Below are 24,652 nucleotides of genomic sequence, written 5' to 3'. Positions count from 1 at the left end.
GCGCGCCGCTGTCCTAGCGCGCGGCCTTGCGCAGCATGCGCAGGCGCGCCTGTTCGAGCGTTTCGAACTTGCTGTCGGCTTCGTCGTACACCGACACCTTGCCGCGGCCGATGTCGTACACCCAGCCCTGAACCTGGATCTTGCCCAGCGCGAGTTGTCCGGCCACGGCCGGATGCGTGCGCAGATGGGTCAGTTGCAGGCGGATGTTCTCTTCCACCATGGCCTGGACGATGCGCTCTTGCTCGAGCTTGCGCGCCATTACCACGCTGCGGGCCGCTTCCGCGTTGCGCAGCCAGGCGTGCACCGTTGGCATCTCTTCGGCGATGGTCGCGCCCGAAGCCAGTCCCTTCATCGCGCCGCAATCCGAGTGGCCGCAGATCACGATCTGCCGCACGTTGAGCGCGAGCACCGCGTATTCCACCACGGCCGACACGCCTCCCAGCATCTCGCCATAAGCCGGCACGATATTGCCGATGTTGCGACACACGAACAGCTCGCCGGGACGCGTCTGCGTGATCATCTCCGGCGACACGCGCGAGTCCGCGCAGGTGATGAACAGCGTATGCGGCGTCTGGCGGCGCGCGAGGCTCTTGAAGAGCGCTTCGCTGTCGGGAAACACGTGACGGCCGAAATCGTCGACGCCTTGCAGCAGATACAGAAGGTCGGGCGTCTCGGCGCCTTCGCGTTCGTCGTTCTTCGCGGATGTGTCGGGCATGGGAAAACCTTTTAGCGGTGCGTGTGCGACGCATCACGCGCGTCGCCTCAGGACGAGAGCTTGCGGACTTTCGGCAGCGGCTGCAAGTCGTCCATTCGGCCAGCGCGCATCCAGACTGAAAAAACGCTCCCTTCGGCACGTAAATGTCCGCTTAGTTCGGTTAATCCGAAGCAAAAGATCCGAAAACACGTATTTTTCGACCGCTATCGTTTCGCTAAATTGCTTTCATCGAAAGCAAAAAGTAAGGAAGCGAAATGAAATGCCCCGTCTGTCCCGCAAGCGACCTCCTGATGACCGTCCGTGACGGCATCGAAATCGACTATTGCCCGCAGTGCCGCGGCGTGTGGCTCGACCGCGGCGAACTCGATCAGCTGATCCGGCGCGCCGAACAGACGTCGCTTGCCGAAATGAAGACCGAACGTGACGAATGGCAGCGCGAGCAGAATCACGGGCGCGAGCGTCGCCCGATACGCGGCGACGACTACCCTCACGGCGACCATCGCACCGTCGATCCACGCAATGGGCGCGAATATCCGCGGCGCAAGAAGTCCTTCCTCGGCGAATTGTTCGACTTCGATTGAACCCGCTGCATTCCATCCAGGCACTTTCATCCACGCAGCACCACGGAGAACGTCAATGGCGACGGTCAAGCAGGTCCTCGAAAGCAAACGCGACGCAACGGTTCACACGATCGATGCCGAAGCAAGCGTCCATGAAGCAGTCTTGTTGATGTCGAAGGCGCAGGTCGGCGCGCTGGTGGTTCTGGTGGGCGATGCGGTCTGCGGCGTCGTCACCGAGCGCGACTACGCGCGCAAGGTGATCCTGATGGACCGGGCGTCGCGCACGACCACGGTCTGCGAGATCATGACCGCGCCCGTGCTGTCCGTGCGCCTCGGCACGAGCACCGAAGACTGCATGGCGCTCATGACGCAGCACCGGATCCGGCATCTGCCGGTGATGGAGGCGGGCAGGCTCGTGGGCATGGTGTCGATCGGCGACATGGTGCGCCAGCTGATCGACGAGCAGCAGTTCGCCATCGACCAGCTCGAACGCTATGTGCGCGGCCCGCACGACGATGCCCCGACCTGCGCGCTCACGCGCCGCAGCACGATCCCGCAGACGCTCGAGACGCGCTTCTCCTGATTCGCCTGATCGGCCTGCAACTCAGGTTGCATCCATGCCGGCAATCGGCTCGACCGGACGCGCCGGATCCGTCGGCGGCGCGAAGTCGCGGCGGAAACGGTTGAGCGCCGAGAGTCCCATCGACAGGCCCGGATCCAGGTAATGGACGATGAGACTGCGGCGCTCGCCGTTCAGCACGTCGAGGTTGCAGTGCTGCATCAGAAAGCCGTTGAAGATGAACATGCTGCCCGGCTTGCCCTTGACGCGCGTGCAGATGCCTTGCTTCAGATGCCGTTGCGTGCGCGCGGTGCGCACCGGCAGCGGCAGGTGACGCTCGGTCCATTGCAGGCTCTTGGTGAAGAGGTTGCTCACGCGGCCCGGCAGGCGGCGCGGCTTCGTATAGGCGATGAGATCGCCGGCGCGCTCGTCGTCGTTCGCGGACTGGAGCAGGATCACCAACGTCAGCACGTGCGAATCATAGTGACGGCAATGGCTGTTCGCCTCCTGCGCGACGCTGCCCACGCGCAGGCCGAACCACGGACCCATCGCAGCCTTCGCCTGCAAGGTGTTGTCGACCCAATCGGAAGCAAGCCGCACCGATTCGCTCTCCAGTTCCTTGAACTTCGGGATCTCGCGCAGCGTGTGCAGGATGTCCTTGGCGCTGTTGAAGAACTGCTTGTGATCCGGCGTCGCCGCATGGGCGGCGTCGAGCTTCCCCTTGATTTCGGCGAGCAAGGGCTTCGGCACGACCGACTCGAAGACGGCGAGCTCTCCCCGGCATGCCCGCAGCAGCGCCGCGTGGTCCTGTTTTTTCATGGCTTTCCCGAAGATGACGACTGGTTGACTGCGATGCGTGGTGGACGTGGATGCGTCGGCGTCGCCTGCGTGCCTGACGGCCCGCCTGTCGACACGTGAGTCCGCCCGTCCGGCGCGGACCGTTGCGGCCGATCGCCGTGACATGACATGACGGCGCGTGCCGGCGCATGGGCGGCGCGCTGCAGGGTGGTCTGTCCATGCAGCGGCGCGCGTAACGGCTGCGCGGGAAGGTGACGCCGGCTGGTCTCGCTCATGGCGGTTTCTTGTTCTTGCTTGTCTTGTTGTGTCGTGCCCGGATCCTTGCCGATCCGTAGCGCTGTCCGTCTTACGTCCCCGCCACGACTAACCAGTGAGTACATTTCCGGACTTTGTGCGGCAATCCTAACGGCAGGGTGTCAGCGGGAATGTACGACGGCGCACGCGCTCTGCGGCGGCGCGCACGTCGGACTTACCCCGAGCGGTACGACCAATCGATCCCGCGTCCCGGCCGGAATTGCCCCGGCAAACGTTCTCCGCGCCCCGCGTTATGAGCGCCAGCCGACACAGCAAACGTTGGCGAGGAGGGGCCGCCCGGCGCTACGTGCGTCCGCGCACGGATGACGATTAAGCATCCGGGTAATTTTCGATCTCAACAAAACGGGCCCGGCCAGGCTCGATACGCACACCGCGACGCTTGAACAGAATCACAACGCGTTATCACCGGTGCCTGCGGCAAACGACGATCCGAACACGGACATATGACGGGGTATCAATGAACAGGGCAACGCTCGAAGACAAACTCTGGGTGGCGACCTTCATCATCGCGGTGTCGAGCGACGTGCTTTCGGGCGTGATCCGCTATGCGACCTCGATGATCCACCTGGCGCCCGCGACCTATCTGCCCAAGGCGCTGATGCTCGCCTGGGTGCTTCTCATCATCATCAAGCGGCCGAAGGCCAATCACGCGCTCATCGCGCTGTATCTGCTCGCGCAATCCTTCGTGTCGCTGGCGCACGGCGTGGCGCCCGAAGCGGTCGGCTTCTGGGTATGGACCGTGATGCCGATGCTGTTCGCGCTGACGGCGTCGCCACAGGCGCTGCAGCTCCTCAACAGCGGCGCGGCGCGGATCGCCTTCTTCCTGCTGGCCGCGGCCTGCTTCACTGGCCTGCTGCTGAACAGCTTCGCGCCGATGCCGTGGGTCGGGCAGAGCGTATCGGTGGGCGGGCACAATGTTGCCGTGGCGATGAACTCGTATGTCGGCGTCGCCTCGCGGCTGACCGGCTTCGGCCGCGACAGCGCCTCCACCGGTCTTATGGTCGGCCTGCTGACCACGTGGCTCCTGACGCGCACGCGTTCCAGCCTGCTGCAACTGGCGCTGCTCGGCTGCGCGGGCGCCGCCGTGTACGCCACCACCAACAAGACCGCGCCGGTGGCGATGGTGCTGGTGGTCTGCGCACACTGCTTCTTCGCGACCCCGACCATCAAGCGCGCCTGCCTGTGGGCGATCGGCGTGGCGGTCGGCTTCCCCATCGTGACCTTCCTCGCCACTGCCGCGATCAACCTCGCGGGTTCCAGCTACGTGACGCTGGCCTCGTTCCAGGACCGCATGTGGAACACGTGGCCGCGGCTGATCGAAGGGCTGCTCAAGGACAATCGCATCTGGCTGGGTCTCGGCCCGGGCGGTTTCGGTTCGGCATCGACCTACTATGAAAGCGCCTTCGGCTTCCAGGTCGCCTACGCGGACAACACCGTGCTGTATGCGGTCGCGAGCTTCGGCCTGATCGGCACGGTGGTGCTCGTCTGGGCCCTCGTGCGCCTGATGCTGCGCGCCGACGACAACGCCGTGCGCACCTCCTGGGTCATGCTGCTGTACCTGCTGTTCGCCTGCGCCAGCACGGACATCTGCGAATCGATCGGCTGTCTGCTGTTCCTCGGCGTGACGATCCGCTATCTGCATGTGAGCGTGCCCGAGACCTACAGCCGCCTGAGCCCGATGAACCCGCTGAGCCGTATCACGGTGCCGGGACAGACGCCCGCTTCCGGTGTGGTGATCGACGAGCACCAGCATCTCGACCCGCGCCTGAATGCGCCGGTGACGGGCTACGGGAGGCATCTGACGTGAGAAGCCTCGGTCCTCGCCTGGTCCGGCGCGTGACGCTGGCCGGCCTTCTTGCGTGCTGCGGCGCCTTGCTGGCGGCATCGCCCGCACCGACGGTCACGCTCGACGGCGCGGCCGGCTCCGCCGAAGAGCACTATGTCGCGGCGCCGCGCTTCGGCGCGTCGCGGGCGAACACCGGCGTGGCGATCCACCAGATCAGCGATCCGCGTCTGCTCGATGCCGTGAAGGACGTCGGCTTCTCGTTCGTGCGCACCGATCTCTTCTGGGAAGAAGTGCAGGCGCGCGACGGCTGGCACTTCGGCGAGTTTGACGGCCTGGTGTCGAACCTCCAGGCACGCGGCCTGGGCGCGCTCTTCATCCTCGGTTACAAGCACTACATGTTCAGCCCGGACCAGCCGCCGACCACCGCGCCGCAGCTCGCCGCCTTCCGCACGTATGTGGTCCAGTCGGTGTACCGCTATCGCAACGCGCCGGTGCGCTTCGAAGTGTGGAACGAGCAGGACCACAAGGATTACTGGCTCGCGCCGCCTTCGCCGCGCGCGTATCGCGCGTTGCTGGAGACGGCGGTGAGCGCCGCGCATCAGGCGAATCCGGACGTGACGATCGCGACCGGCGGCGTGCAGCAAGTGGATCGCGACTTCATCCGCGCGGTGGGCGACATGAGCGCGTCGAAGTCCAAGAGCGGCCCGGACGCGGTGAGCGTGCATCCCTACCGGCAGCAGTATCCGGAGACGGTGCTCGACGACTACGCCGCGCTGCGCGAAGACCTCTCGACGTATCAGAAGCGTCCGCAAGTGTGGGCCACCGAATGGTCATACCCGACCTATGCGTACGACTATGTGAAGGACATCGGCAACGGGCATTCGCCGGAAGCGCGCGCTCGCCAGGCGAAGTATGCGGTGCGGCTGTTCCTGATGAACTGGATGGCGCAGGTCGGCCTGACCTCGTATTACGACATGCGCAACGACGGTCGCGATCCGAAGGAGATGGAACACAACTTCGGCTTGCTCGACGCGGACAACGCGAAGCTGCCGGCGTACCACGCGGTGAAGCATCTGTTCGGTTTCACGGCGGGCGTGAAGAACGCGCGCTACTTCATGGATGACGCCGAGAAGATCGCGGTGCTCAAGTTCGAGACGGGCGGCGCGACGAAGTACGTGGTGTGGTGCTACGGCGCAGGCAACGTGATGAATGTCGATGTCTCGCGCCTGCCGGCCAACGCGGTCATCACGGACATGTACGGCAAGCCGATCACGAGTCGCGGCGTGCTGGCGGTGACCGAAGCGCAGGGTCCGGTGTTCGTCACGGCGGGATCGTGACCCGGGCAACGACTCGGGCAACGAGATTGAGCTGAGGTTTGCGGTGGTGTGCGGGGAGGGCGGGGTGCGGACGGGGAAAACGCACCCCTGCCCAGTTGAATCGATTTGGATGCCGTAATGGATTTACCGACGATGGCCAGTCGTAACTGACGTCCTTGGTCTTTACTTCTTTGTTAGGGATATAACATGCTTTCATACAACATGCGCCCCACCATGACGCCAGTTCCGCACCGTGGTGACGGAATCGTGGATCTCTGGCGCAGCGTCGTACGTCACAAGACCTTGCTCGGCGCGGTCACCGGCACCTGCTGCGCGGCGGGCGTGCTGTACATCCTGCTGGCGACGCCGCAGTATCGCGCGGAAGCGCTGCTGCGCGTGCAGAGCAAGGCCGGTGTGGCGATCAGCTCGCTGTCGGACGTGTCCGGCTCGATCGCGGCCGAAGGTTCCGCCAACGACGAAAGCGACGTGCTGACCTCGCGCTCGGTCGTGAGCGCGGCGATCGCGCAGACGGGCGCCGAGACGGTCGTGCAGACCGAAAGCCATTTTCCGCTGATCGGCCGCTGGTTCGCGATGCGTCACGCGACCGACCGCGAACTCGTGCCCGCGCCGTTCGGCCTCGATCAATACGCGTGGGGCGGTGAGCGCCTGACGCCGGGCGTGTTCAACGTGCCGAAGGCCGCGCTGCAGATGAAGTTTCATATCATCGCAGGCGAAGGCGGCCGCTGGACGCTCTATGACAAGGACGATGCCCGTCTGGCCGAAGGCAAGGTCGGCGAGACCGTGCCGTTCCAGGTGACGACGCCCGAAGGCTCGGCGCCCGGCGAACTGCGCATCGACACGCTGCGTGCCCGTCCCGGCGTCGAATTCCAGATCACGAAGTACTCGCAGCAGACCACGTTCGACAACGTGCTGCAACGCCTGCGCACGGCGATTCCGCCGCGTGACTCGGCACTGCGCGATCCGGCGCTGATCCACCTGACCTATCAGGCCGAATCGCCGTTCGAGGCGCAGGCGATGGTCAACGCGATCGTCAAGAACTATCAGGAACGCGACGTCGAGCGCCGCGCCGCGCAGGCGCAGACCAGCCTCGACTTCCTGAAGCAGCGCCTGCCCGCGCTGAAGGCCGATCTCGAACGCGCCGAAAGCCGTCTCAACACGTTCCGCACGCAGACCGGCACGGTCGACATGCAGCAGCAGAACGTCGCGCTGATCACGCGCATGAGCGCCCTCGAGGAACGCCAGACGACGCTGCAGCTCGCGCTCGACGCCGCGCAGCATCGCTATCGTCCGGATTCCGAGCCGTATCAGAGCGCGCTCACGCAGCTGAACCAGGTGAAGCGCGAGATCGGCGATGCGACCAAGACCGCGGCAACGCTGCCGAGCATCCAGCGGCAATACGTCGAACTGTCGCGCGATGTCGCCGTGACGACGCAGCTCTACACCAGCGTGCTCACCAACGCGCAGCAGCTCGAAGTGGCCGCGGCCAGCACGCCGCCGGGCATGGCCGTGGTGGACTGGGCCATCGCGCCCGAGAAGCAGTCGTGGCCGCGCGCGTGGATCGTGCTGCTCGGCTCGATCTTCGGCGGCCTGTTCCTGAGCACGGTGTCGATCTACGCGATCGCGCTGCATCGCCGTGAACTGCGCAGCCCGGAAGAGATCGATCACTTCTCGCAAGTGCCGCGTCTCGCCGTGATCGCCCGTTCGACCGCGCAGTTGCGTCAGGATGTCCGTGCGCTCACGCATAACGCGGCGCCGGCCCGCCTGCTCGCGATGACGAATCCGACCGATCCGAGCGTCGAAGCCCTGCGTTCGCTGCGCAGCAGCGTGCGGGCCATGCTCTCCGGCGTGCCGCTGGCGAATCATCCGGGCTTCCATGGCCTGCATCCGATGAACCCGCTCAACCCGATGAACCCGATGGCGCTGAGCCACGCGGTCGGCCATACGGGCCACACGACGGCGGTGATGAACCCGGGCTATGTGATCGAGGCGCCGGGCGCGCACGACAACGGCGGCCGCGTGATCCTTTTCACGGGTCCGACGCAGGGTGTGGGCAAGAGCTTCGTGTCGTCGAACTTCGCTTACCTGCTGGCCGAGACGCGCGCTTCGGTGCTGCTGATCGACGCCGACATGCGCCAGGGCCGCCTGCGTCATCTGACCGACGACCGCGAGCATCCGGGCCTGGCTGAAGTGCTGGCCGGCACGGCGAAGGTGGAAGACGCGATCAAGCCGATCGGCGACGGCGGACTCTCGCTGATGGACGCGGGCGCCGAATTCCCGGAAAACCCGGCGGAGCTGCTGACCCGTCCGGCTTTCCAGGAAATGATGACGATGCTGCGCGACATCTACGACTACATCGTGATCGATTCGCCGCCGGTGCTGCCGGTCGCCGACGCACTGTCGATCGCGATGCAGAACTGCGACCTCGTGCTGCTGGTCTCGCGCGCGGATCGTACGGGGGCAAGGCAACTGGAGGAGACGCTGCGCCGTCTGGAGAATGTCGGCGCGAAGGTGGGCGGGCACGTATTCAACGGCTTCGCACCGGGACGCTACGGTGCGCGCGAAGAATACGGCATCCGGACGTCCACGCGGTAATACGTTGTTCGGGGCGGGCGTGCAAGCAAGAAGCCGTTAATAAAAGCCGCCGCCGTTTCTTGAGCCGGAGTGCTGGGTTGCCAGCCTCCGGCTTTTTCATGGGCGGCGGTTTTCAAGCGCGCTTCAGGGATCAAATCAGGGCGTATAACCGTCCGTCAGCGTGTTCATGAACGCGATGATGTCGTGGATGTCGTCATCGGTCATCGCGGGCTTGTCGCCTGCTTTGCGGTCGAACGGCGCATCGGTGACGTCGATGTTCGCGTGATACTGCGGCGGCAAGTCGTCGTACTGCTGCGGCTTGCCCGCTGCGTCGAGCGGATAAATCTTCGCCGGGTCCGCGCTGCGCAGGTTGTAGAAGTTCATCACCTGCTTCAGGTCGTGATACACGCCGTTGTGGAAGAACGCGTGGCGCGTCGCGACATTGCGCAGCGTCGGCGTGAGGAACATGCCGCAGTATTGCGTCAGCGTGGCGGCGTCGGAGCGGAAGGGCCCGCACACGCCCATGTCGTAGAACTTCGGGTCGCGGTTGATCGGCAGGTCGCGGTTGCGCGGCACGCCGAGCGCTTCGTATTGCGTGTCGGTGAAGAGCGGCGGCAAATGATCGGCGGTCGGCTTGCTCAGATGGCAGCCGGCGCAGTTGGCCTTGTCCGGATCGTTGAACAGGCGCAGGCCATGCAGCTCCGCCTGCGTGAGCCGCGTCTTGCCTTGCAGCCAGTAGTCGTACTTGCTCGTGAAGCGATGGAACGACGGATCCTCGAACTGGTAGCGACCCACCGCGAACATGGCTTCATCGACGAGCAGATCGGGCTGGTTCACGATGCGCTCGCCGAACAGCTGCTTGAACTGGTCGAGGTACGGCGTGTTCATCAGCTTGCGTGCGACTTCGTCGGGGCTGTGGTTCGCCATCTCGACGGGGTTCAGCATCGGCCCGAGGGCCTGGTCCTGCAGCGTGCTCGCGCGGCCGTCCCAGAACAGGCCGCCCTGCGGCACCAGCGCGGGCGCGGCGGGCGCGACGCCGGCCGTTTTCGCGGCGCGTTGCGTGCCGGCCGCCGCGGTGGCGAGCTGGTCGAGCGAGACGGGCGCGGCGTCCATGTCGTTCTGGTCGGGGCCGATCGAGAACGGCGCCTGGCGATACAGATAAGCCAGCGACGGCGGCGGCCGGTAACCGGCCTGCGTCATGTGCTCGCCGCCCAGCTGCACCGAGAGATTGTTGGGCGGGCCATACGCGTGATCCGGGTTGTGGCAGGACGCGCAGGACTGCTTGCCCGATGCCGACAGCGACGCGTCATTGAAGATCTGCTTGCCGAGCAGGGCCACCGCGCTCAGCGGCTGGCTCGGCGGAACGTGCAGCGCCACGGGCTGCGGATTCGCGCCGGTGAGATCCTCGACCAGCGTGCCGACGGACAAGGGCACCCGCTCCGGATAGACGAGCGCATAGGCGGCGAAGGCGGCGCAGGCCGCCGCGGCGATCGCGGCGGACCAGCCGAGCACGCGCGGCAACAGGCGCGGCGCGGCGCCGGCGGAGAGCGAGGGCGGCAGGGCAGGGTTCGGAGAGCTCATGACGATGGAGATGAAGAGAGGCTTGAAAAAAAATCATCGAGCCGGCGCGTCGGGGCGCCGGCTCGAGCCGTGGCGAAAGGGGCTGGGCGCCCCGCCTTCACGTGTGAGATGACGCAAGGCGGAGGGCAGGGCGCACGGCCGTGTTTCAGCTCCCGGCGGGCGCGGCGGCGAGCTTCGTGCCGAGGCTCGGATCGAGGAACACGGTCGAGGCATTGCCCGTGCCGGTCAGGTTGAGCATGCCGCGGATGTCGCCGGCCGTCGCATCGAACGAACCGGCGCCGAGACGCGCGCCGCCGAGCCAGTTGTCCTCGATGAAGCGCACGACCGAAGCCTGCGTGATCGGCGTGTGGTCCACGTAGTTGACCTTGGCCCACGGCGAGATCATCAGGAACGGCGTGCGCGTGCCCGGACCGCAACGGCCATTGACCTGGCCGCCGTTGATGCCGAGCGGCTGCGTCGCGCCCGTGCCGGTGCACTCGCCCTGGCCCGACAACTGGTCCGCGCCCGTGAAGGTAGCCGTGCCGACCTTGGTGACGAGGGACTTGTCGAACGAGGAGAACTTGACGGTCGGCACCACGTGGTCGTACCAGCCATCCGAGTCGTCATAGGCCACCACGACGAGCGTGTCCTTCCAGTCCGGCTGCTGCTGCAGGAAGTTCGTCACCTTCACGACGAAAGCCTGTTCGTCGAGCGGATCGGAGTTGCCCGGATGGCCGTCGCTGACGGCGGGCGCCTTCAGGAAGCTCACCGACGGGAAATTGCCCGCCTTCACCGCCGTGAAGAAGTCGTCGACGTCGTACTGGTGATGCACCGGCGTCGCGGTGTTGTCGAGCGTCGGCTCGGTGTAGCCGATCATCGCGGTCGTCGTCGGGCGCTGGTGCGTCGGATTGGCCGTCGATGCGTAGTACTGGAACCACGCGTGATGCTGCACGTAGTCGGCGGGCGCGGTGCCGAGCACGTCCGACCACGTCGAACGCGCGCAGCCCGTCGTGCCGTTCGCGTTGACGGTCTGCAGGTTGAAGCCGCCCATGAAGCCGCCCCAGGTGATGCCCGCGCCGTTCAGCAGGTCGCCGATGTTCTTGCCGCCCATCATGCCGGTCGGGCCGGAGGTGGCGCCGAGCGCGGCGGTCGTGCAGACGTCGGTGGTCGGGTCGAGGTCGCCGATCATCGTGAAGCCGCCCTGGCCGTCAGGAATCGCGTTGCCGGTCGTCGCCGACGGGTTCTTCGGATTCGGCGTGACGGTCACGCCCTGGTTCTGGCCCGAGACCACTTCGATCGCGCCCGGCGTCGACGGGCCGAAGGTGTCGGTCCACGCGTTGTCGTTCATCGCGTAGTTCTGCGCGAGATTCCAGTACGCCGTGACGGTATTGCCGTCGAAATAGCCCAGCACCTGCGCCGACGAACCGAACTGGCCCGTGCTGCCCGTGATGATCGAGCTGGCCGACGTGAAGAGTGGGAACGCGTCCATCTTCAGGTTGTCGTCGGCGAGCTGTTCGGGTCCGTAGCTGTGGTTCTGGCTCTTGGTGTTGGCCTGCGAGCGGTCGAGGCGGAACGGCTGCGCGGTGGTGGTCGTCAGCGCGACGTTGCCGACGCTCGGCGGCGTGGTCGTCTGGCCGTTGACCGTGGCGGCGACGATGTTCGGCGAGCCCGGTTGCGCGTTCGGATTGGCGGCGCCGGTGAGTCCCGCGGCGGCCAGCGTGGCGATGTCCGTCTGCGTGCCGGCGGCGGCGGTGAAGCTGGGCTCGCCGGCCACGTTCTTCGCGTTCGGGTAGGTGGCGAAGTAGTGATCGAACGAGACGTTCTCGCCGAAGATCACGACCAGATGCTTGATCGGGGTGGCGGTCTTCAGCGCATCTTGCGCCGAGACGGCGGGCGCGGTGGAACCGCCCGAATCGTGCGAACTGCCGCAGGCCGCCATGGCCAGCAGCGCCGCGACCGAGATCGCACAGGGAAGGATAGTCTTATAGGACATTCGTTGGGGGCTCCAGATTGCCGCACAGCGCTCCAGGACCGACAGGCTGGAGTGGCTGGTTATTTTTGAATGGATTTGCAAGCGCGCTCAAGCCGGGACTTGGAGCACCGGAATTGAAACATTTCAATATGGCGAAGCCGGGACGAATTCCTTACTGGTATTTACATACGGTTTCATTACTCTCTGATTTCTTTTAATCGAATTGGCTAACGGAATTTGAAAGATTTGCGGCGTGCAATGCGTCGCTTGAGGGGAATCAGCGAGGCGTCTCACTGCCTTTGCGGCGGGAGTCGCCGAGGCTCGGACAGAAGCTTTGCCAGCGTAATTCTCGGCTTAGTCTCGAGGCTTATCGTGGCGTCTGTTCCGGGAGCCGTATGGCCAGATTGATTCGGCACCGCATTGAAAGCCAGGCTTTCAATCAGCGTCCGGACAAGCAATAAGGCCCGGCAGCCACTCGACCGTTCCTTGCAATTCAATATTCATATTACTTACGAAAGCCTCGCCGCCTTTGCCCAACGCGAAACCCGACGTGTCACTTCGTCGTGAAATCGCATTTATCCCCGTCAATCAACCTGAAAGGAATCAGCATGACTCTCAGCGTCGAAATCATCGCCATGGTGCTCGTCGCCGGATTGCTGTGCGGGTTCCTGAATACCGTGGCGTCATCGGGCTCCGCCGTGTCCTTGCCCATCCTGATGTCGATCGGTCTGCATGCCGCCACGGCGAATGCCACCAACCGCATTCCGGTGCTCGTCGGCGCGCTCGCGGCGACGGTCGGCGTCGCGCGCGAAGGCGTCATCCCGTGGCGCCGCGCGCTCAAGGTCGCGGTGCCGCTCGCGCTCGGCGCGGCCGTCGGCGCGCTGGCGAGCGAACATCTGCCTGGACACGACCTGCGCAAGGTCATCGTGGGCGCGGTGATCGTCGCGTTGATCCTGATCTTCACCAAGCTCAAGAAACTGCTGAACGCCGCCGGAGACAGCGAGTTCCGCTTCCATGCGCGGACCGTGGCGCTGCTCTTCTTCGTGGGCATCTGGACCGGCTTCATCGTGCTCGATTCGGGAACCTACATGCTTCTGGTGCTGGTGCTCGCGGCGGGACTGACGCTCGTCGAAGCCAATATCGTCAAGAACTTCGCGACGCTCTTCACCACCAGCGCCGCCATGCTGGTCTTCATGCAGCACGGCAACATCGACTGGGGCGTCGGCGGAATCATGGGGCTCGGCAGCCTTGCGGGCGGGCTGATCGGCGCGCGCATCGCGGTGTCCGAGCATGCGCGGCGCTGGATCGTGGGCCTGATGGTGACCGTGATCATCGGCGAGCTGCTGCATCTGGCGATACCGGCGCACTGGTTCAGCGACGAACTCATGCCCGCCATCAACCTGTATGCGTCGATCCTGACCGGCCGAGCCGGCTCATGACGCCCGGAGCCAAAGTTCGTATGGAATGGTCAGGCCGGACTTTGTCCCGGCGATGTGCGCCTTTGCGTTGCTTCACCCCGTCATAAGCGCTACTCTCGATCCGGTCCTGAACGTCGAACGCGGTTCAACCCGGAGGCAACCGTTTCGTGAAGCGAGCATGGGCTTTCTCATTCGCCGTCGCCCTGAGCGCGGCGCTTGCCGGATGCGGCAAGGGCGGATCGCAGGATGCGACGCAGAACGCAGGCGCATCCGCGAGTCAGGCGCCGGTCCAGCTCGGATCGGTCGCGAGCGGCGTCTCCGCCGCCTCGGGCGCGCAGGACCACGGCGCGCCGGCCACCATCCCGAAGGCGCAATTGCCCGGCGAAGCCGCCGAGACCTTGCGCCTGGTCCAGTCGGGCGGGCCCTTTCCGTTCGGCGAGGACGGTGTCCTGTTCCGCAACAGCGCGTCATTGCTGCCGCAGCATGCGCGCGGTTACTACCACGCTTATACCGTCCGTACGCCCGGGGCGGCGGACCGGGGCTTGCGCCGGATCGTATGCGGCGGAGCGCGCAAGCAGATTCGCGACTGCTATTACACCGACGATTACTACGCGAGTTTCAAGCGCATCGGAGACTAGGGGAGGGAGCCGGCTTGCTTCATGCCGGCTTGCTCACGGCCGATTGCTGATAGTTCGCGATGCCGAGCTTGTCGATCAGCCCGATCTGTATCTCCAGCCAGTCGATGTGCTCTTCGGTGGCATCCAGCAACTCGACCAGCAGTTGCCTCGACACAAAATCCCGCACTGACTCGCAATAGACGATTCCGCTCTTGCATTGCGACTGCGCCGCCCGTTCGAGCGCGAGATCGTTTTTCAAGGCATCGGGCGTCGTCCTGCCGATGCTGAGCGGATGCAGATCCTGCAGATTCGGCTCGCCGTCGAGCATGAGGATCCGTTCGATCAAGCGGTCCGCATGCGTCAGCTCGTCCATCGACTCCGCGTATTCATGCGCGCCGAGTTCTATCAGTCCCCAGTGTTTGTACAGGCGCCCATGGTGCAGGTATTGATGCACCGCAGTCAGTTCGTTCTTCAGTTCCGCGTTCAGAAGCTCGATAACTTTCGGATCGCTCTGCATGATTTCGCTCGCCGGTGACTGATGCGGAAAGCATATACGCATTCGCGACCCGGCGAATTCAGCCGCAGCGGGACGCAAGACGCGAAGCACCGGGCCGCCGCCCGATGCCTCGCGCTACGCTCAGAACGCGTCCGTCATGCCCATCGCCGGATCGGAGACCGAATGACGGCCGGTCTCCATGCGCCCCGCGATTCGCCGATAGAAGCTGCGGTCCGTGTTGCTGGTGATCTCGAAGTCATACCAGAAGCCAGTCTGCGCGAGATTCCAGAACAGCGCCACCGGCAGCAGGCCGCCCGTGCTGACCGTCCATGTGTGGCCGGGGCCGAGGCTGTCGGTGCGCGGGAACGGCGCGGGTGCGGGCCAGGCGCCGAAGCCGGCGGCCGCGAAGCCGTCGAAGCCCGACGGGCCGCGTCCGAAGCCCGGCAACGGCAGACCCGGAAACGCCTGCAGCGCGCCATAGACCCGATTGGACTTCACTGTGAACTGGGCCAGTCCTGCGCCGTCGTTGCGCAGTTGCAGATGCAGGTTGCCGGTCAGCGTGCCGTAGCCCACGCGGATCTCCAGGTTGCTGCCCCGGCGTCCCTTCAGCGCGGAGAGATCGCCCTTGAATTCGCGATGCCAGCCGTTCGGACCCAGCACCCAGAGGTCGTACTTGCCGAGGTCGCCGGAGGCCGGGGTCCAGAGGTCGTCCAGCGTCCTGCCGGGTTCGACGGCGTAGCGCTTCGGCAGGCGGTCCAGATGCAGCTTGTCGTACACGTGGAACACGGCGCCCTGGCGGCCCGTGTTGGCGAACAGCAGCTTGACGCCGCCGCTGGATGCATCGACGTGAGCACTCGCATGCAGCTCGTACGGCAGCGCGCGCGACGGACGGAAGCCGTTCGCCTGCGCCGGCATGCCGCGACCGGCGTCCGGCACGATCTGCCCGAGCGCCTGTTGCGTGGCGCGCAGCGCATCGGCGTCGGCCTTGCTCTTTTCGCCGGCGAGCGTCGGCAGCGGTTCGCTGTTCGGCGTCGCGAAATTGAAGGCGGTCGTGAGGTCGCCGTTGATCAGGCGTCGATACGACGAGATGTTGCTTTCCTTGATGCCGAAGCGCGCCTCGAGGAAGCGCAGCACCGAGGTATGGTCGAAGGTCTGCGAGTTGACCCAGCCGCCGCGGCTCCACGGCGAGATGACCCACAGCGGCACGCGCGGGCCCGGACCATACGGCTTGCCGTCCGGTGCGGCGGGCTGGCTGTCGGGCGCGGCGCCGGTGTCGGCGCGCGTGACATAGGGATGCGTGAAGTACTCGACGCCCAGCTCGCTGCCCGAGAGCGTGGTCTTGCCGGCATAGCTGCCGTCACCGTTCGGCGACGGCACCGCCGCGGGCGGGACGTGATCGAAGAAGCCATCGTTCTCGTCGAAGTTGACGAGCAGCACGGTCTTGCTCCACACCTCGGGCACGGCGGTCAGCGCGTCGAGGAATTGCTGCACGAACCACGCGCCCTGCACCGGGCTCGACGGACCGGGGTGCTCGGAGTAGACGTCGGTCGGAACGACCCACGACACCTCCGGCAGACGGCCGTTCTTCACGTCGTCGGCGAAGGCTTCGACGAAGGTGCCGTTGGTGTTCGGATCGGCGGCCGTGGTCGGCAGCGTGTTCGCATAGCCCTTGATGAGGGGCTGGGCCGCGGCATCGGCCGGGTTGTAGACCGGCTCGGCGGCCTGGGTGAGCGAGGCGTTGGCCTGGCGTGCCGCCGGCAGCGCTTCGTTGGCCTGGCGAAACTTCTTGAAGCCCAGCAGCGGGTTGCAGCCGTAGGTGTTGATGATGTTCTGGTACACCTTCCAGCTCACGCCGGCTTCTTCGAGGCGCTCGGCGGTGGTCTTCCAGTCGAAGTACGCCGAGGCCGACGACGCCACCGTGTAGTCGCCGGTGAAGTTGTTCACGAAGGTCTTGCCGTAGGCCGGGCCATTCGTGCCGGTGGAGTGGAACATCCGGTTCGGATGCGTGCCGCCGAGGAACGCGCAGTGGTAATCGTCGCAGATCGTGAAGGCTTCGGCGAGCGCGCGCTGGAAGGGAATTTCAGCGGTGTCGAAATAACCCATCGTCTGGTTCTTCTTCGACACCGGCCACGCCGCCATGCGGCCGCCGTCCCACGCAGCCTGGGTGTCGACCCAGCTGTGCGGCGTGCCGGTGACGCGTTGGGCATTGCCGCGCGTTTCGTCGAGATGGTAGGGCAGGTCGACGTTGCCGCTCGCGTCGATCTGCTGCCATACGTTGCGGCCGTCCGGCAGCGGGATCGTGAAGCGATCGCCATAGCCGCGCACGCCTTTATAGGTGCCGAAGTAATGATCGAACGCGCGGTTTTCCATCATCAGGATCACGACGTGCTTGACGTCCTTGATCGTGCCGCTCTCGTGATGCGCGGGAATCGCGAGCGCGCGGCGGATGCTGGGGGGAAACACGCTGAGCGCGGCGGCTGACAGGCCGGCCGTGGCCGTGCTCTGGAGAAACTTGCGGCGGGAGTTCACGGGGGAAGTGCTCCTTCTCGTTTGGCTGGAGGCAATGAGCGTCGAAACCTTCGATAGCGTTCACCGCAGCCTGTCCGCCCAACGCACCGGCATGGCTTGTCACGGCCAGGCTGCGTGAGCCGGCCGCGCTCCATGCTCGATGTCGCCCGGGAAGGAGACTGCCTGCCGAGACCCCGCTCGTGGAAGCCCAAGGACGTCGTAATGCACGTAAAGCATGCCCGTAACCGTCAGTACGGTGACTGTCAGGTCCGGGTGACTGAGGAATATAGGGGGCAAGGATGACGGAATGGTGTCGATAACGGAATTCGGGGCCGTCCCGTTCAATGCATGGCGCGCGCGGGGCGCTGCCTGAAGGTGAACGCACAGACGAGCATGAAGCCCATCAGCGCGAGCGACGCGCCATAGCGGCTCAGTTCGAGTCCGCCCTGCGCCACGGGCTTGTCGAGGAAGTCGCCGAGCACCGCGCCCAGCGGCCGCGTCAGGATGAACGCGCTCCAGAACAGGAAGGTGCGCGACACGCGGGTCGCGTAGAAGGCAATGGCAATGACCACGAGCAGTCCGCCGAAGATCAGCGCGGCGCCGGTGTAGCCGAGGCCGGCGTCATCGGCGGTCCAGTCGCCGAGCGCGGTGCCGAGCGTCTGCGAGAACATGATGGTCACCCAGTAGAACATCTCGGTACGCGGCGATGACACGGTCGCGATCGATACCGATCCCGTCGCGCGATACCAGACCGCAAGCGAGATCACGAGCAGCGTCAGCAGCAACGCGCTGCCGCCGGCGTAGCCGATGCCGAGCGAGCGGTCGGCGAAATCAGCGAGTGTCGTGCCGACGGTCGTCGTCGCGACGATCGTGAACCAGTAGAGCGCGGGTTGAAAGCGGCGCGCCCTGATCTGCGCGCTGACGGCGACGATGAACACCGCGGCGAAGATGCACGTGCCCAGCAGATAGCCGAGTTTCATGGACATGGAGACGGCATCGCCGGCGGTTTCGCCGAGCGTCGTCGCGGCTATCTTGATGAGCCAGAAGCCGAAGGTGACTTCGGGGACCTTGGCCGTGACCGCAGGGTGTTTTTGCATGAGGGCTCCGCTCAGGGACGTGGACGTGACGATGCAGGCCGCATCGTGCATGGAGGAGCGGAGAGCTTAGTGAGCGATCGCTTATGAAAGGCTTAGGCGGCGTGCGGGTCTGATCGATGCCGTTGCTTGACAGCTTCCTTCACGGCGCATTTCAGGTCGGTTTCATGCGTTCGTTTTTTCGCTTCGATGCGCATGGCTAAGCTTCTCTTAAGCACGGCAACCTCAAGCTTGTCGATGACTCGGTGTTCAGGCATTCATGCATTCATGCAACCAAGGTTGCGTCATACCGGAAGCTTCAGATGAGCCTGCCTCAGTTCGGCGCCATTCGAGCGAACCTCGTCCTCTTCGCGATCTCGGCGATGGTCATGGAGAGCGCCGCCCTCATCGTGCTGGCGTGCATCGGTCATCCTGGATGGATGGCGGCCATCGCCACCCGGAGCGTCATCCTGTGCCTGTCGGGCATGCTCTGGCGCTTCGTGAGGCACCGCGCGCGCACGGCGTTCGACGACGCGCGGGACAGCGGTCATGTCGTCTGGGAGCGCGACGGCGTCCATGGCCGCTTTTGCATCAGCGAAGCGTGCCCTACAGGCTGGCTTGTGCAACTGCACAGGGAAGCGAGCGGAACCGAGGAGAGGGCGGACAACGTCGTCATTCATTCCTGAGGCCTGTGACAGCCTCATGCTTCATGTCCACGCGGACAGTCCTTCCCGGACTGTCTTTTCAACCCGGCGCATGCCGGGCTTTTTTCGCCGTTCGCCTCGTCGATGTCGGCGCGACGCGAGAAGCGAGGCGAGCTCGGTGGACCTGCAGTTGAACGTGAACAACATCTTCGACCGCAAGTACTTCTCGACCGCGTATCCGATCTGCGCGACGTGGGCGCCGGGCCGCTCGGCCGTGGTCACGCTCAACTTCTTTCAGTAAGCTTCAGTAAGCGACAGGGAAGGGATGATCGCCGCGCAGGCGATCACCCTTCCAGCATGACCGTCCGGCTGAATCCGAACGTGCTGACGCGCGTGATGGGTTCACGCGTCAAGGCGACGCCCCGGAAGCCGCCGGGCATCGGCAGGGTGAGGGCGTGATCGTGGGACATTGACGCGCTTGCCGGCCCGAGCCGCGTGCGTGCGATTCCGGCGGCCTCGGCCCAGGCCCGGCCGCCACGCGATGCATCGTCCGCCACGGGCGCGACCGTCAGGCCCACGCCCACTTCGCACGCCGCGATCACGATGGCGATCCAGATGCCGGCGTAGGCCACATCCACGCCCAGCTGCACGTCGGGGCTCGCGACCGCGACGCGCTCGAACGGGCCTTCGGTCAGCCCGACTTCCTCAGGCGTACACGCAAGCATGTGCGACAGGGACAGGCGCAGTGTCGCGCGGGCGATGCTGAAGCGGCGTCCGATCGACGCGCGGGGATGCATGCGCGCGCGCCTGCGTTCCGCGATCGTCAGCCACTGGCCGATGTTCAACGCGGACGCAAACGGAAAGTCGGTGGAGACGAGCCACACATAGAGCTCGCCGGGGGCGGGCGGCACTTGCGCCAGGGTGTCGGCCTGCGTGGAATCGTAGTGCCGCCACGCGATGCCGTCCGCGCCGATATCGAGCGTTTTCACGCGCGCGGCCTTCATGCCGGCGCTCCCGTGGCGACATCGGCCACAAGCGTTGATTGGTGCTGCGAGCGATGCGCGCCCGTCATGTCGGCCCTCGGACCCAAAATGGCGCATTGTGCGGACGCGGTGCTTATGGGACGCTTAAGGCGCCACTGCGCCGAAGAAAGAGCACTTACCCACTTACCATCGCGGATATCGGGCAGCTAAGCTTCCGGGTCGTGCCAGGGCCGGCATGACGAATGGGCTGGGGAGGGCAACGTGCGCTTGCTTCTGGTGGAAGACGACGAAATGATCGGAGAGTCCGTGGCGGCCGCGCTGCGCCGCGACAACTACACGGTGGACTGGGCGCAGGACGGCCGGGAAGCCGAGCTGTCGCTCGCCAACGACGTCTACGATCTCGTGCTGCTCGACCTGTCGCTGCCGCGCCGCGACGGCATCGATGTCCTCAATGCGTATCGGAGCCGGGGCGGCAACGCGCCGGTGCTGATCATCACGGCGCGCGAAGCCGTGGACGAACGGATCCGCGGCCTCGACGCCGGCGCGGACGACTATCTGCTCAAGCCCTTCGATCTCGCCGAACTCGCCGCGCGTATCCGCGCGCTGTTGCGGCGGCGCACCGGGCAGAAGCATCCGGTTTTCTCGCACGGCGAACTGTCGCTCGATCCGGCCGCGCACGAAGCCGCGAAAGGCGGCGTGCCGCTCAACCTGGTGCCGCGCGAGTTCGCGCTGCTGCAGGCGTTGATCGAGGAACCGAAGCGCGTCTTCAAGCGCCGCGAACTCGAAGAAAAGCTGTACGGCTGGGGCGAGGAGGTCGGCAGCAATGCCATCGAGGTTCACGTGCACAGCCTGCGGCGCAAGATCGGCGCGGACGAGATCGTGACGGTGCGCGGCGTGGGCTATCGTCTTAAGGGGCTCGGATGACATCGATCCGGCGCTGGCTGCTCGGCTGGCTGATCTGCGGTCTCGGCGCGGCCTGCGCCATTGCGGGCTATGGCATTTTCAGCCTGGCGCAGCTGGAGGCGGGCGAACTCTTCGACTACGAATTGCGCACCATCGCGCTGTCGATGCCCAGCAACGTCGATGACACGCCCGGTGCGCATGGACGCGCGCCGGAGTTGCGCGGCATCGCGGACGACCGGCTCGTGATCGACATCTGGGACGGCTCGGGCAGGCTCGTCTATCACTCGCCGAACGAACCCGAGCTGCCGTTCATGGGCGAAGGGTTTCGTTCGACCCAGCGCGAGGGCATTCGCTGGCGCGCCTTCGGTCACGCCGAGCACACCCGCTTCATCCAGGTGGCGCAGCCAGCGAGCGTACGCGAGGAACTCGCCGCCCGGCTCGCGTCCCGCACGCTGATGCCGCTGGCCGTGCTGATCCCGGTGCTGATCGGCATCGTGCTGTTCGTCGTGGCGCGCGGGCTGTCGCCGGTCGGCGCGGTGTCGCGGGCGCTGGCGGCGCGCTCGCCCGAATCGCTCGACCCGATCCGCTTCGACAAGCCGATGCCCGTCGAACTGCATCCGCTCGTGCAGGCATTGAACGACCTGCTCGGGCGCGTGGACGAGGCGTCGGAAGCGCAGCGCGCGTTCATCGCCGACGCGGCGCACGAACTGCGCACGCCGATGACCGCGCTCAAGCTCCAGATCCAGGGCGCGACCAGCGACGGATCGATGCAGGTCGACCCCGTGACCCGGCAGAAGATCGAAGGGCGCCTGAACCGGGTCATCCATCTCGCCCAGCAACTGCTCAGCATGGCGCGCGAGGATGCGGCCCGCGAAGCCGCCATGGCCCCGATGAGCCTGCGCAACCTGTGCGAGGAGCGCGTGGGCGACTATTCGCTGCTGGCGGAGGCGAAGTCGCTGGATCTCGGGCTCGAAGTCGATCAGGCGCGCGGCGAGCGGGACGAGTTCATGATTCACGGCGATGTCCACGCGCTGGGCGTCCTGCTGAACAACCTGCTGGACAACGCGGTGCGCCATACGCCGGCGGGCGGGCGTGTCGACGTGATCCTGCGGCGCGAACCCCGGGGACTCGCGCTGACCGTGCTCGATACCGGCAGCGGCATCCCGGCCGACGAGATCGCCCGCGTGTGCGACCGCTTCTACCGAATTTCAGGGACGGCAGGGCATGGCAGCGGGCTTGGGCTTGCCATCGCGTCACGCGTGGCGCGGCGCCATCATGCGACGCTGGTCGTCGCGAATCGCAGCGACGTGACGGGTCTGTCGGTGTCGGTGCAGGGGCTGCGCGAGATCGCCGATGCGCCGCCCGACCTCGCCACAAGGGCCGCCGCGCACACGGCCGAATGACGACTGCTTTCGTCGCCATCCCTGGGCGCATCTGGTTGATAAGCATTTCATAAGCAAGCGCGCACTAGGCTCGTGACCTTGTCCGGTCGACGAGTGTTCAGATGAAGCGCGCACCTTCCCGCTCTCCCCGCGGCCTGCATTCGACAGGGCTGCCCGGGAGCGCGGCATGAGAGTCCTGCTGGTCGAAGACGGGCGCAGCGTCGCCGAGCCCATCCACCAGGCGCTGAAGGATTACGGCTATGTCGTGGATCTCGTCCATGATGACAAGTCGGCCTTGCTGTCCCTGTCGACGCACGTCTACGACGCCGTTCTGCTCGATGCGGGAAGTCCCGGCTCGGGCGCGCTGGACGTGCTGCGCATGGTGCGACGCGCGGGCGGCCATGTGCCCGTCATCGTGGTGACGGCGCGAGGAGCGGTCGCCGAGCGGATACGCGCGCTGAACGAAGGCGCCGATGACTGTGTCAGCAAGCCGTTCGACATGCTGGAACTCGACGCGCGCCTGCATGCGCTCATGCGGCGCCTTGGCGCGCACTCTGCCGCGCTGTTGACGAACGGCGTGCTGACCTTGAATCCGGCGACGCGGGAAGCGCGTTCGGACGCCGCTGCGATGCGCCTGTCCGGCCGTGAATTCGCCTTGCTGCAGGCGCTGATGACGCGGCCCGGCGCCGTCCTGTCGCGCGCCGATCTGGAAGACCATATCTACGGCTGGACCGACGAGGTCGAGAGCAATGCCGTCGAATTCCTGATTCACACGGTCCGCAAGAAGCTGGGCGCCGAGGTCATCCGGAATGTGCGCGGCGTGGGCTGGATGGTGTCGCGGCCGGCGTGATGCGGGCGGCGCAACTCGCGCGCCGCCTTCTTCCTCTTCTACCCTCGCGGCTTACTGCTTGAACTTCGCCGGCACCTTGCTCAGGTCGATCATGACGATCTCGCCGAAGTCCTGCGTCTTGCCGTCCGGCAGGAACTTCTCGCTCGGCGGGAACGGATTCGCGGCTGTGGCCATCGGCACTGAGGCGGGTTCGTCCGTGATGCCGAAGTCCGAATCGTTCGAGATATAGATCTTCGTCGGATCGGCAGGATCGACCGCGATACCCTCGACCTTGTCGTGACCGAAGTACATGCCCTTCGGATCGATGGTGGTAAAGAGCGCCGCATAGTTGAGGAACAGCGACTCCGTGCCGACCGTGATCCCCGCGGCGCCCAGCGCCTGCACGGCGGCGGGGGCGTCGACGGTGCCGGCCAGGTCCTCGATGGTCTTGCCGCCCACTTCGAGCCCGCTGGCCGGATCGTAGCTCACCGCACCGCCCGCGATCGTCGTGCCGATCAGCGGCGATTTCGGACCGACGTCCGTCGCCCGGCTCAGATCGAGCTTCCACAGGTTCTTGTCGGCGCGCGCCTTGCCGCTTGCCGTGCCGTCGACGGTGCCTTCGAAGTTGCCGTCGCGTTCGTCCACGATGAAGGTGCCGTCCGGCAGCGCCGTGATCTCGCTGACGGCCTGGCCTTCGGGGTTGCCCGCGCCATTCGTGTGCAGGGCATACAGGTACTCGTGCACGTCGTTGACCGGGTCCGCGAGCGACACCTTCACGACCCGCGTGATCGCGGCCTTGCCCGAGGCCACCGCCGACACGCCGTTCTTGTCCAGCGGCGACTGCATGATGCCGACCAGATACTTGCCGTCCGCGCTGAGCGTCAGTCCTTCCATGCCCTTGTTGGGCTTGCGCTTCTTGAGCTCGCCGGGCAGCGCCAGATTGTTGCCGGTGCTGGCCTTGGAATAGGGATTGAGGCGGAGGAGTTCCTTGCCGCTGGCATCGAAGTGAACGATGTACGGCCCATATTCGTCCGATACCCAGAAGGTGCCGTCGGCCATCGCAACGAGCCCTTCCGGATCGAGGCCGGCGCTGCTCGTCGGCAACACGTTGCCGTTCACGTCGTAGATGGTCTCGGCGGTGCTCGCTTCCGGATTCACGCGGCCGTTCATCGGCGTGCCGTCGGCCAGCGACAGGCCGATGACCTTCGCCACGCTCGCCTTGCCGCCCGCCAGCTGGAACAGCGCGATAGCTGGCTGAAACGCTGTGTCAGGCTCGATCTTGTTGCTGCCGTCGGGCGCGGTGACGTTGGGACCGCGATCGGTCATGCCGTAGAAGAAGCCCGGCTGATTGGGCGCGGACGTCAGCGCGGAGCCGTAGCCGGTGCCGACGATCGGCACGTTGCCCCAGTTCGTGTAGGGCGCGATGTTCTGCGTGTAGAGCTGAGTTGCCTGTTTAGCCTGGGCGGCCGGGCTGTTGTCCGCCGATGAATCGTCGCCGCCGCATGCGGCCAGCGCCAAAGTCACTGCCAGCGCCACGCACGTCTTGTTGTTGACCATCCCTTGCGCTCCTTTTCTGGTGTCGTTCTTATGAAAAGGCACAGGGTAGCGACGCACAGTGGCAGCTTC

General features: G+C 65.6%; 21 protein-coding genes. 12 read left to right on the top strand and 9 right to left on the bottom strand.

What is annotated here, in order from left to right:
• Positions 1-13: 13 nt before the first annotated feature.
• Positions 14-715 carry a carbonic anhydrase gene (locus tag QCE83_RS07125; protein ID WP_309808365.1) on the bottom strand — a complete coding sequence of 234 codons (702 nt, stop codon included), beginning with the start codon at positions 713-715 and terminating at the stop codon, positions 14-16.
• Between the two features lie 254 nt (positions 716-969).
• On the opposite strand from QCE83_RS07125, the gene QCE83_RS07120 reads away from it, so the two are divergent.
• On the top strand, positions 970-1,296 hold the full coding sequence (locus QCE83_RS07120; RefSeq protein WP_309808364.1) for a zf-TFIIB domain-containing protein: 327 nt from the start codon (positions 970-972) through the stop codon (positions 1,294-1,296).
• A 55-nt stretch (positions 1,297-1,351) separates the two neighbouring features.
• Positions 1,352-1,858 (top strand): CBS domain-containing protein, encoded by a 507-nt coding sequence (locus tag QCE83_RS07115; RefSeq protein ID WP_309808363.1) that lies wholly within the window; start codon positions 1,352-1,354, stop codon positions 1,856-1,858.
• 21 nt (positions 1,859-1,879) lie between these two features.
• On the opposite strand, the gene QCE83_RS07110 is transcribed toward QCE83_RS07115, so the two are convergent.
• Positions 1,880-2,653, bottom strand: coding sequence for a hypothetical protein (locus tag QCE83_RS07110; protein WP_309808362.1), 774 nt, complete (start codon positions 2,651-2,653; stop codon positions 1,880-1,882).
• A gap of 751 nt (positions 2,654-3,404) precedes the next feature.
• Between QCE83_RS07110 and QCE83_RS07105 the strand changes: the two genes are divergently transcribed.
• The 3 genes from QCE83_RS07105 (at position 3,405) to QCE83_RS07095 (ending at position 8,662) form a co-directional block, all read left to right on the top strand.
• Entirely contained in the window at positions 3,405-4,754 is a 1,350-nt protein-coding gene (locus QCE83_RS07105) for a hypothetical protein (protein ID WP_309808361.1), read from the top strand.
• A complete protein-coding gene (locus tag QCE83_RS07100) occupies positions 4,751-6,070 on the top strand; it encodes a cellulase family glycosylhydrolase (RefSeq protein ID WP_309808360.1) in 1,320 nt (439 codons plus the stop codon). Before QCE83_RS07105 ends, QCE83_RS07100 begins: the two co-directional genes overlap by 4 nt.
• Positions 6,071-6,316: 246 nt before the next feature.
• Entirely contained in the window at positions 6,317-8,662 is a 2,346-nt protein-coding gene (locus QCE83_RS07095) for a polysaccharide biosynthesis tyrosine autokinase (protein WP_309808359.1), read from the top strand.
• 135 nt (positions 8,663-8,797) lie between these two features.
• On the opposite strand, the gene QCE83_RS07090 is transcribed toward QCE83_RS07095, so the two are convergent.
• Both QCE83_RS07090 and QCE83_RS07085 read right to left on the bottom strand, forming a co-directional pair.
• Positions 8,798-10,222: a cytochrome c peroxidase gene (locus tag QCE83_RS07090; RefSeq protein ID WP_309808358.1), complete on the bottom strand. Its 1,425-nt coding sequence runs from the start codon at positions 10,220-10,222 to the stop codon at positions 8,798-8,800.
• Between the two features lie 145 nt (positions 10,223-10,367).
• The gene (locus QCE83_RS07085) at positions 10,368-12,194 is read right to left on the bottom strand and encodes an alkaline phosphatase family protein (RefSeq protein WP_309808357.1); all 1,827 of its coding nucleotides are present in this window, start codon (positions 12,192-12,194) and stop codon (positions 10,368-10,370) included.
• Between the two features lie 587 nt (positions 12,195-12,781).
• On the opposite strand from QCE83_RS07085, the gene QCE83_RS07080 reads away from it, so the two are divergent.
• Positions 12,782-13,612, top strand: a complete 831-nt coding sequence (locus QCE83_RS07080) for a sulfite exporter TauE/SafE family protein (RefSeq protein WP_309808356.1) — start codon at positions 12,782-12,784, stop codon at positions 13,610-13,612.
• Positions 13,613-13,758: 146 nt separating this feature from the next.
• Positions 13,759-14,229: a ribonuclease gene (locus tag QCE83_RS07075; RefSeq protein ID WP_309808355.1), complete on the top strand. Its 471-nt coding sequence runs from the start codon at positions 13,759-13,761 to the stop codon at positions 14,227-14,229.
• Between the two features lie 19 nt (positions 14,230-14,248).
• On the opposite strand, the gene bfr is transcribed toward QCE83_RS07075, so the two are convergent.
• From bfr to QCE83_RS07060, 3 genes are all read right to left on the bottom strand, one after another.
• The gene (gene bfr / locus QCE83_RS07070) at positions 14,249-14,725 is read right to left on the bottom strand and encodes a bacterioferritin (protein WP_309808354.1); all 477 of its coding nucleotides are present in this window, start codon (positions 14,723-14,725) and stop codon (positions 14,249-14,251) included.
• Positions 14,726-14,845: 120 nt separating this feature from the next.
• Positions 14,846-17,233, bottom strand: coding sequence for a phosphocholine-specific phospholipase C (locus QCE83_RS07065; RefSeq protein WP_309808353.1), 2,388 nt, complete (start codon positions 17,231-17,233; stop codon positions 14,846-14,848).
• Positions 17,234-17,553: 320 nt separating this feature from the next.
• The gene (locus QCE83_RS07060) at positions 17,554-18,309 is read right to left on the bottom strand and encodes a hypothetical protein (RefSeq protein WP_309808352.1); all 756 of its coding nucleotides are present in this window, start codon (positions 18,307-18,309) and stop codon (positions 17,554-17,556) included.
• A gap of 299 nt (positions 18,310-18,608) precedes the next feature.
• Here QCE83_RS07060 and QCE83_RS07055 point away from each other — a divergent pair, with 299 nt between their 5' ends.
• Together QCE83_RS07055 and QCE83_RS07050 are read left to right on the top strand one after the other, a co-directional pair.
• A complete protein-coding gene (locus QCE83_RS07055) occupies positions 18,609-18,971 on the top strand; it encodes a hypothetical protein (RefSeq protein WP_309808351.1) in 363 nt (120 codons plus the stop codon).
• 136 nt (positions 18,972-19,107) lie between these two features.
• Complete coding sequence (locus tag QCE83_RS07050; RefSeq protein ID WP_404984249.1) at positions 19,108-19,230, top strand: hypothetical protein; 123 nt, start codon at positions 19,108-19,110, stop codon at positions 19,228-19,230.
• 43 nt (positions 19,231-19,273) lie between these two features.
• On the opposite strand, the gene QCE83_RS07045 is transcribed toward QCE83_RS07050, so the two are convergent.
• Positions 19,274-19,933, bottom strand: coding sequence for a hypothetical protein (locus QCE83_RS07045; protein ID WP_309808350.1), 660 nt, complete (start codon positions 19,931-19,933; stop codon positions 19,274-19,276).
• Between the two features lie 240 nt (positions 19,934-20,173).
• Here QCE83_RS07045 and QCE83_RS07040 point away from each other — a divergent pair, with 240 nt between their 5' ends.
• The 3 genes from QCE83_RS07040 (at position 20,174) to QCE83_RS07030 (ending at position 23,047) form a co-directional block, all read left to right on the top strand.
• Positions 20,174-20,836: a response regulator gene (locus QCE83_RS07040; protein ID WP_309808349.1), complete on the top strand. Its 663-nt coding sequence runs from the start codon at positions 20,174-20,176 to the stop codon at positions 20,834-20,836.
• Positions 20,833-22,218, top strand: a complete 1,386-nt coding sequence (locus tag QCE83_RS07035) for an ATP-binding protein (protein ID WP_309808348.1) — start codon at positions 20,833-20,835, stop codon at positions 22,216-22,218. Before QCE83_RS07040 ends, QCE83_RS07035 begins: the two co-directional genes overlap by 4 nt.
• Before the next feature lie 166 nt (positions 22,219-22,384).
• Positions 22,385-23,047 carry a response regulator transcription factor gene (locus QCE83_RS07030; RefSeq protein ID WP_309808347.1) on the top strand — a complete coding sequence of 221 codons (663 nt, stop codon included), beginning with the start codon at positions 22,385-22,387 and terminating at the stop codon, positions 23,045-23,047.
• 51 nt (positions 23,048-23,098) lie between these two features.
• Here the strand turns inward: QCE83_RS07030 and QCE83_RS07025 are convergent, their stop codons facing one another.
• Complete coding sequence (locus QCE83_RS07025) at positions 23,099-24,583, bottom strand: esterase-like activity of phytase family protein (protein ID WP_309808346.1); 1,485 nt, start codon at positions 24,581-24,583, stop codon at positions 23,099-23,101.
• Between the last annotated feature and the right edge of the window lie 69 nt (positions 24,584-24,652).

The sequence above is a fragment of the Caballeronia sp. LZ034LL genome (assembly GCF_031451215.1).
Classification (GTDB): domain Bacteria; phylum Pseudomonadota; class Gammaproteobacteria; order Burkholderiales; family Burkholderiaceae; genus Caballeronia.
This window is presented reverse-complemented; position numbering and strand designations above follow the sequence as displayed.

Coding starts and splice junctions, on each gene's coding strand:
- QCE83_RS07030 (WP_309808347.1), top strand. CDS start 22,385: ATGAGAGTCCTGCTGGTCGAAGACGGGCGCAGCGTCGCCGAGCCCATC.
- QCE83_RS07035 (WP_309808348.1), top strand. CDS start 20,833: ATGACATCGATCCGGCGCTGGCTGCTCGGCTGGCTGATCTGCGGTCTC.
- QCE83_RS07125 (WP_309808365.1), bottom strand. CDS start 715: ATGCCCGACACATCCGCGAAGAACGACGAACGCGAAGGCGCCGAGACG.
- QCE83_RS07080 (WP_309808356.1), top strand. CDS start 12,782: ATGACTCTCAGCGTCGAAATCATCGCCATGGTGCTCGTCGCCGGATTG.
- QCE83_RS07115 (WP_309808363.1), top strand. CDS start 1,352: ATGGCGACGGTCAAGCAGGTCCTCGAAAGCAAACGCGACGCAACGGTT.
- QCE83_RS07120 (WP_309808364.1), top strand. CDS start 970: ATGAAATGCCCCGTCTGTCCCGCAAGCGACCTCCTGATGACCGTCCGT.
- bfr (WP_309808354.1), bottom strand. CDS start 14,725: ATGCAGAGCGATCCGAAAGTTATCGAGCTTCTGAACGCGGAACTGAAG.
- QCE83_RS07110 (WP_309808362.1), bottom strand. CDS start 2,653: ATGAAAAAACAGGACCACGCGGCGCTGCTGCGGGCATGCCGGGGAGAG.
- QCE83_RS07105 (WP_309808361.1), top strand. CDS start 3,405: ATGAACAGGGCAACGCTCGAAGACAAACTCTGGGTGGCGACCTTCATC.
- QCE83_RS07090 (WP_309808358.1), bottom strand. CDS start 10,222: ATGAGCTCTCCGAACCCTGCCCTGCCGCCCTCGCTCTCCGCCGGCGCC.
- QCE83_RS07055 (WP_309808351.1), top strand. CDS start 18,609: ATGAGCCTGCCTCAGTTCGGCGCCATTCGAGCGAACCTCGTCCTCTTC.
- QCE83_RS07060 (WP_309808352.1), bottom strand. CDS start 18,309: ATGCAAAAACACCCTGCGGTCACGGCCAAGGTCCCCGAAGTCACCTTC.
- QCE83_RS07025 (WP_309808346.1), bottom strand. CDS start 24,583: ATGGTCAACAACAAGACGTGCGTGGCGCTGGCAGTGACTTTGGCGCTG.
- QCE83_RS07045 (WP_309808350.1), bottom strand. CDS start 19,933: ATGAAGGCCGCGCGCGTGAAAACGCTCGATATCGGCGCGGACGGCATC.
- QCE83_RS07085 (WP_309808357.1), bottom strand. CDS start 12,194: ATGTCCTATAAGACTATCCTTCCCTGTGCGATCTCGGTCGCGGCGCTG.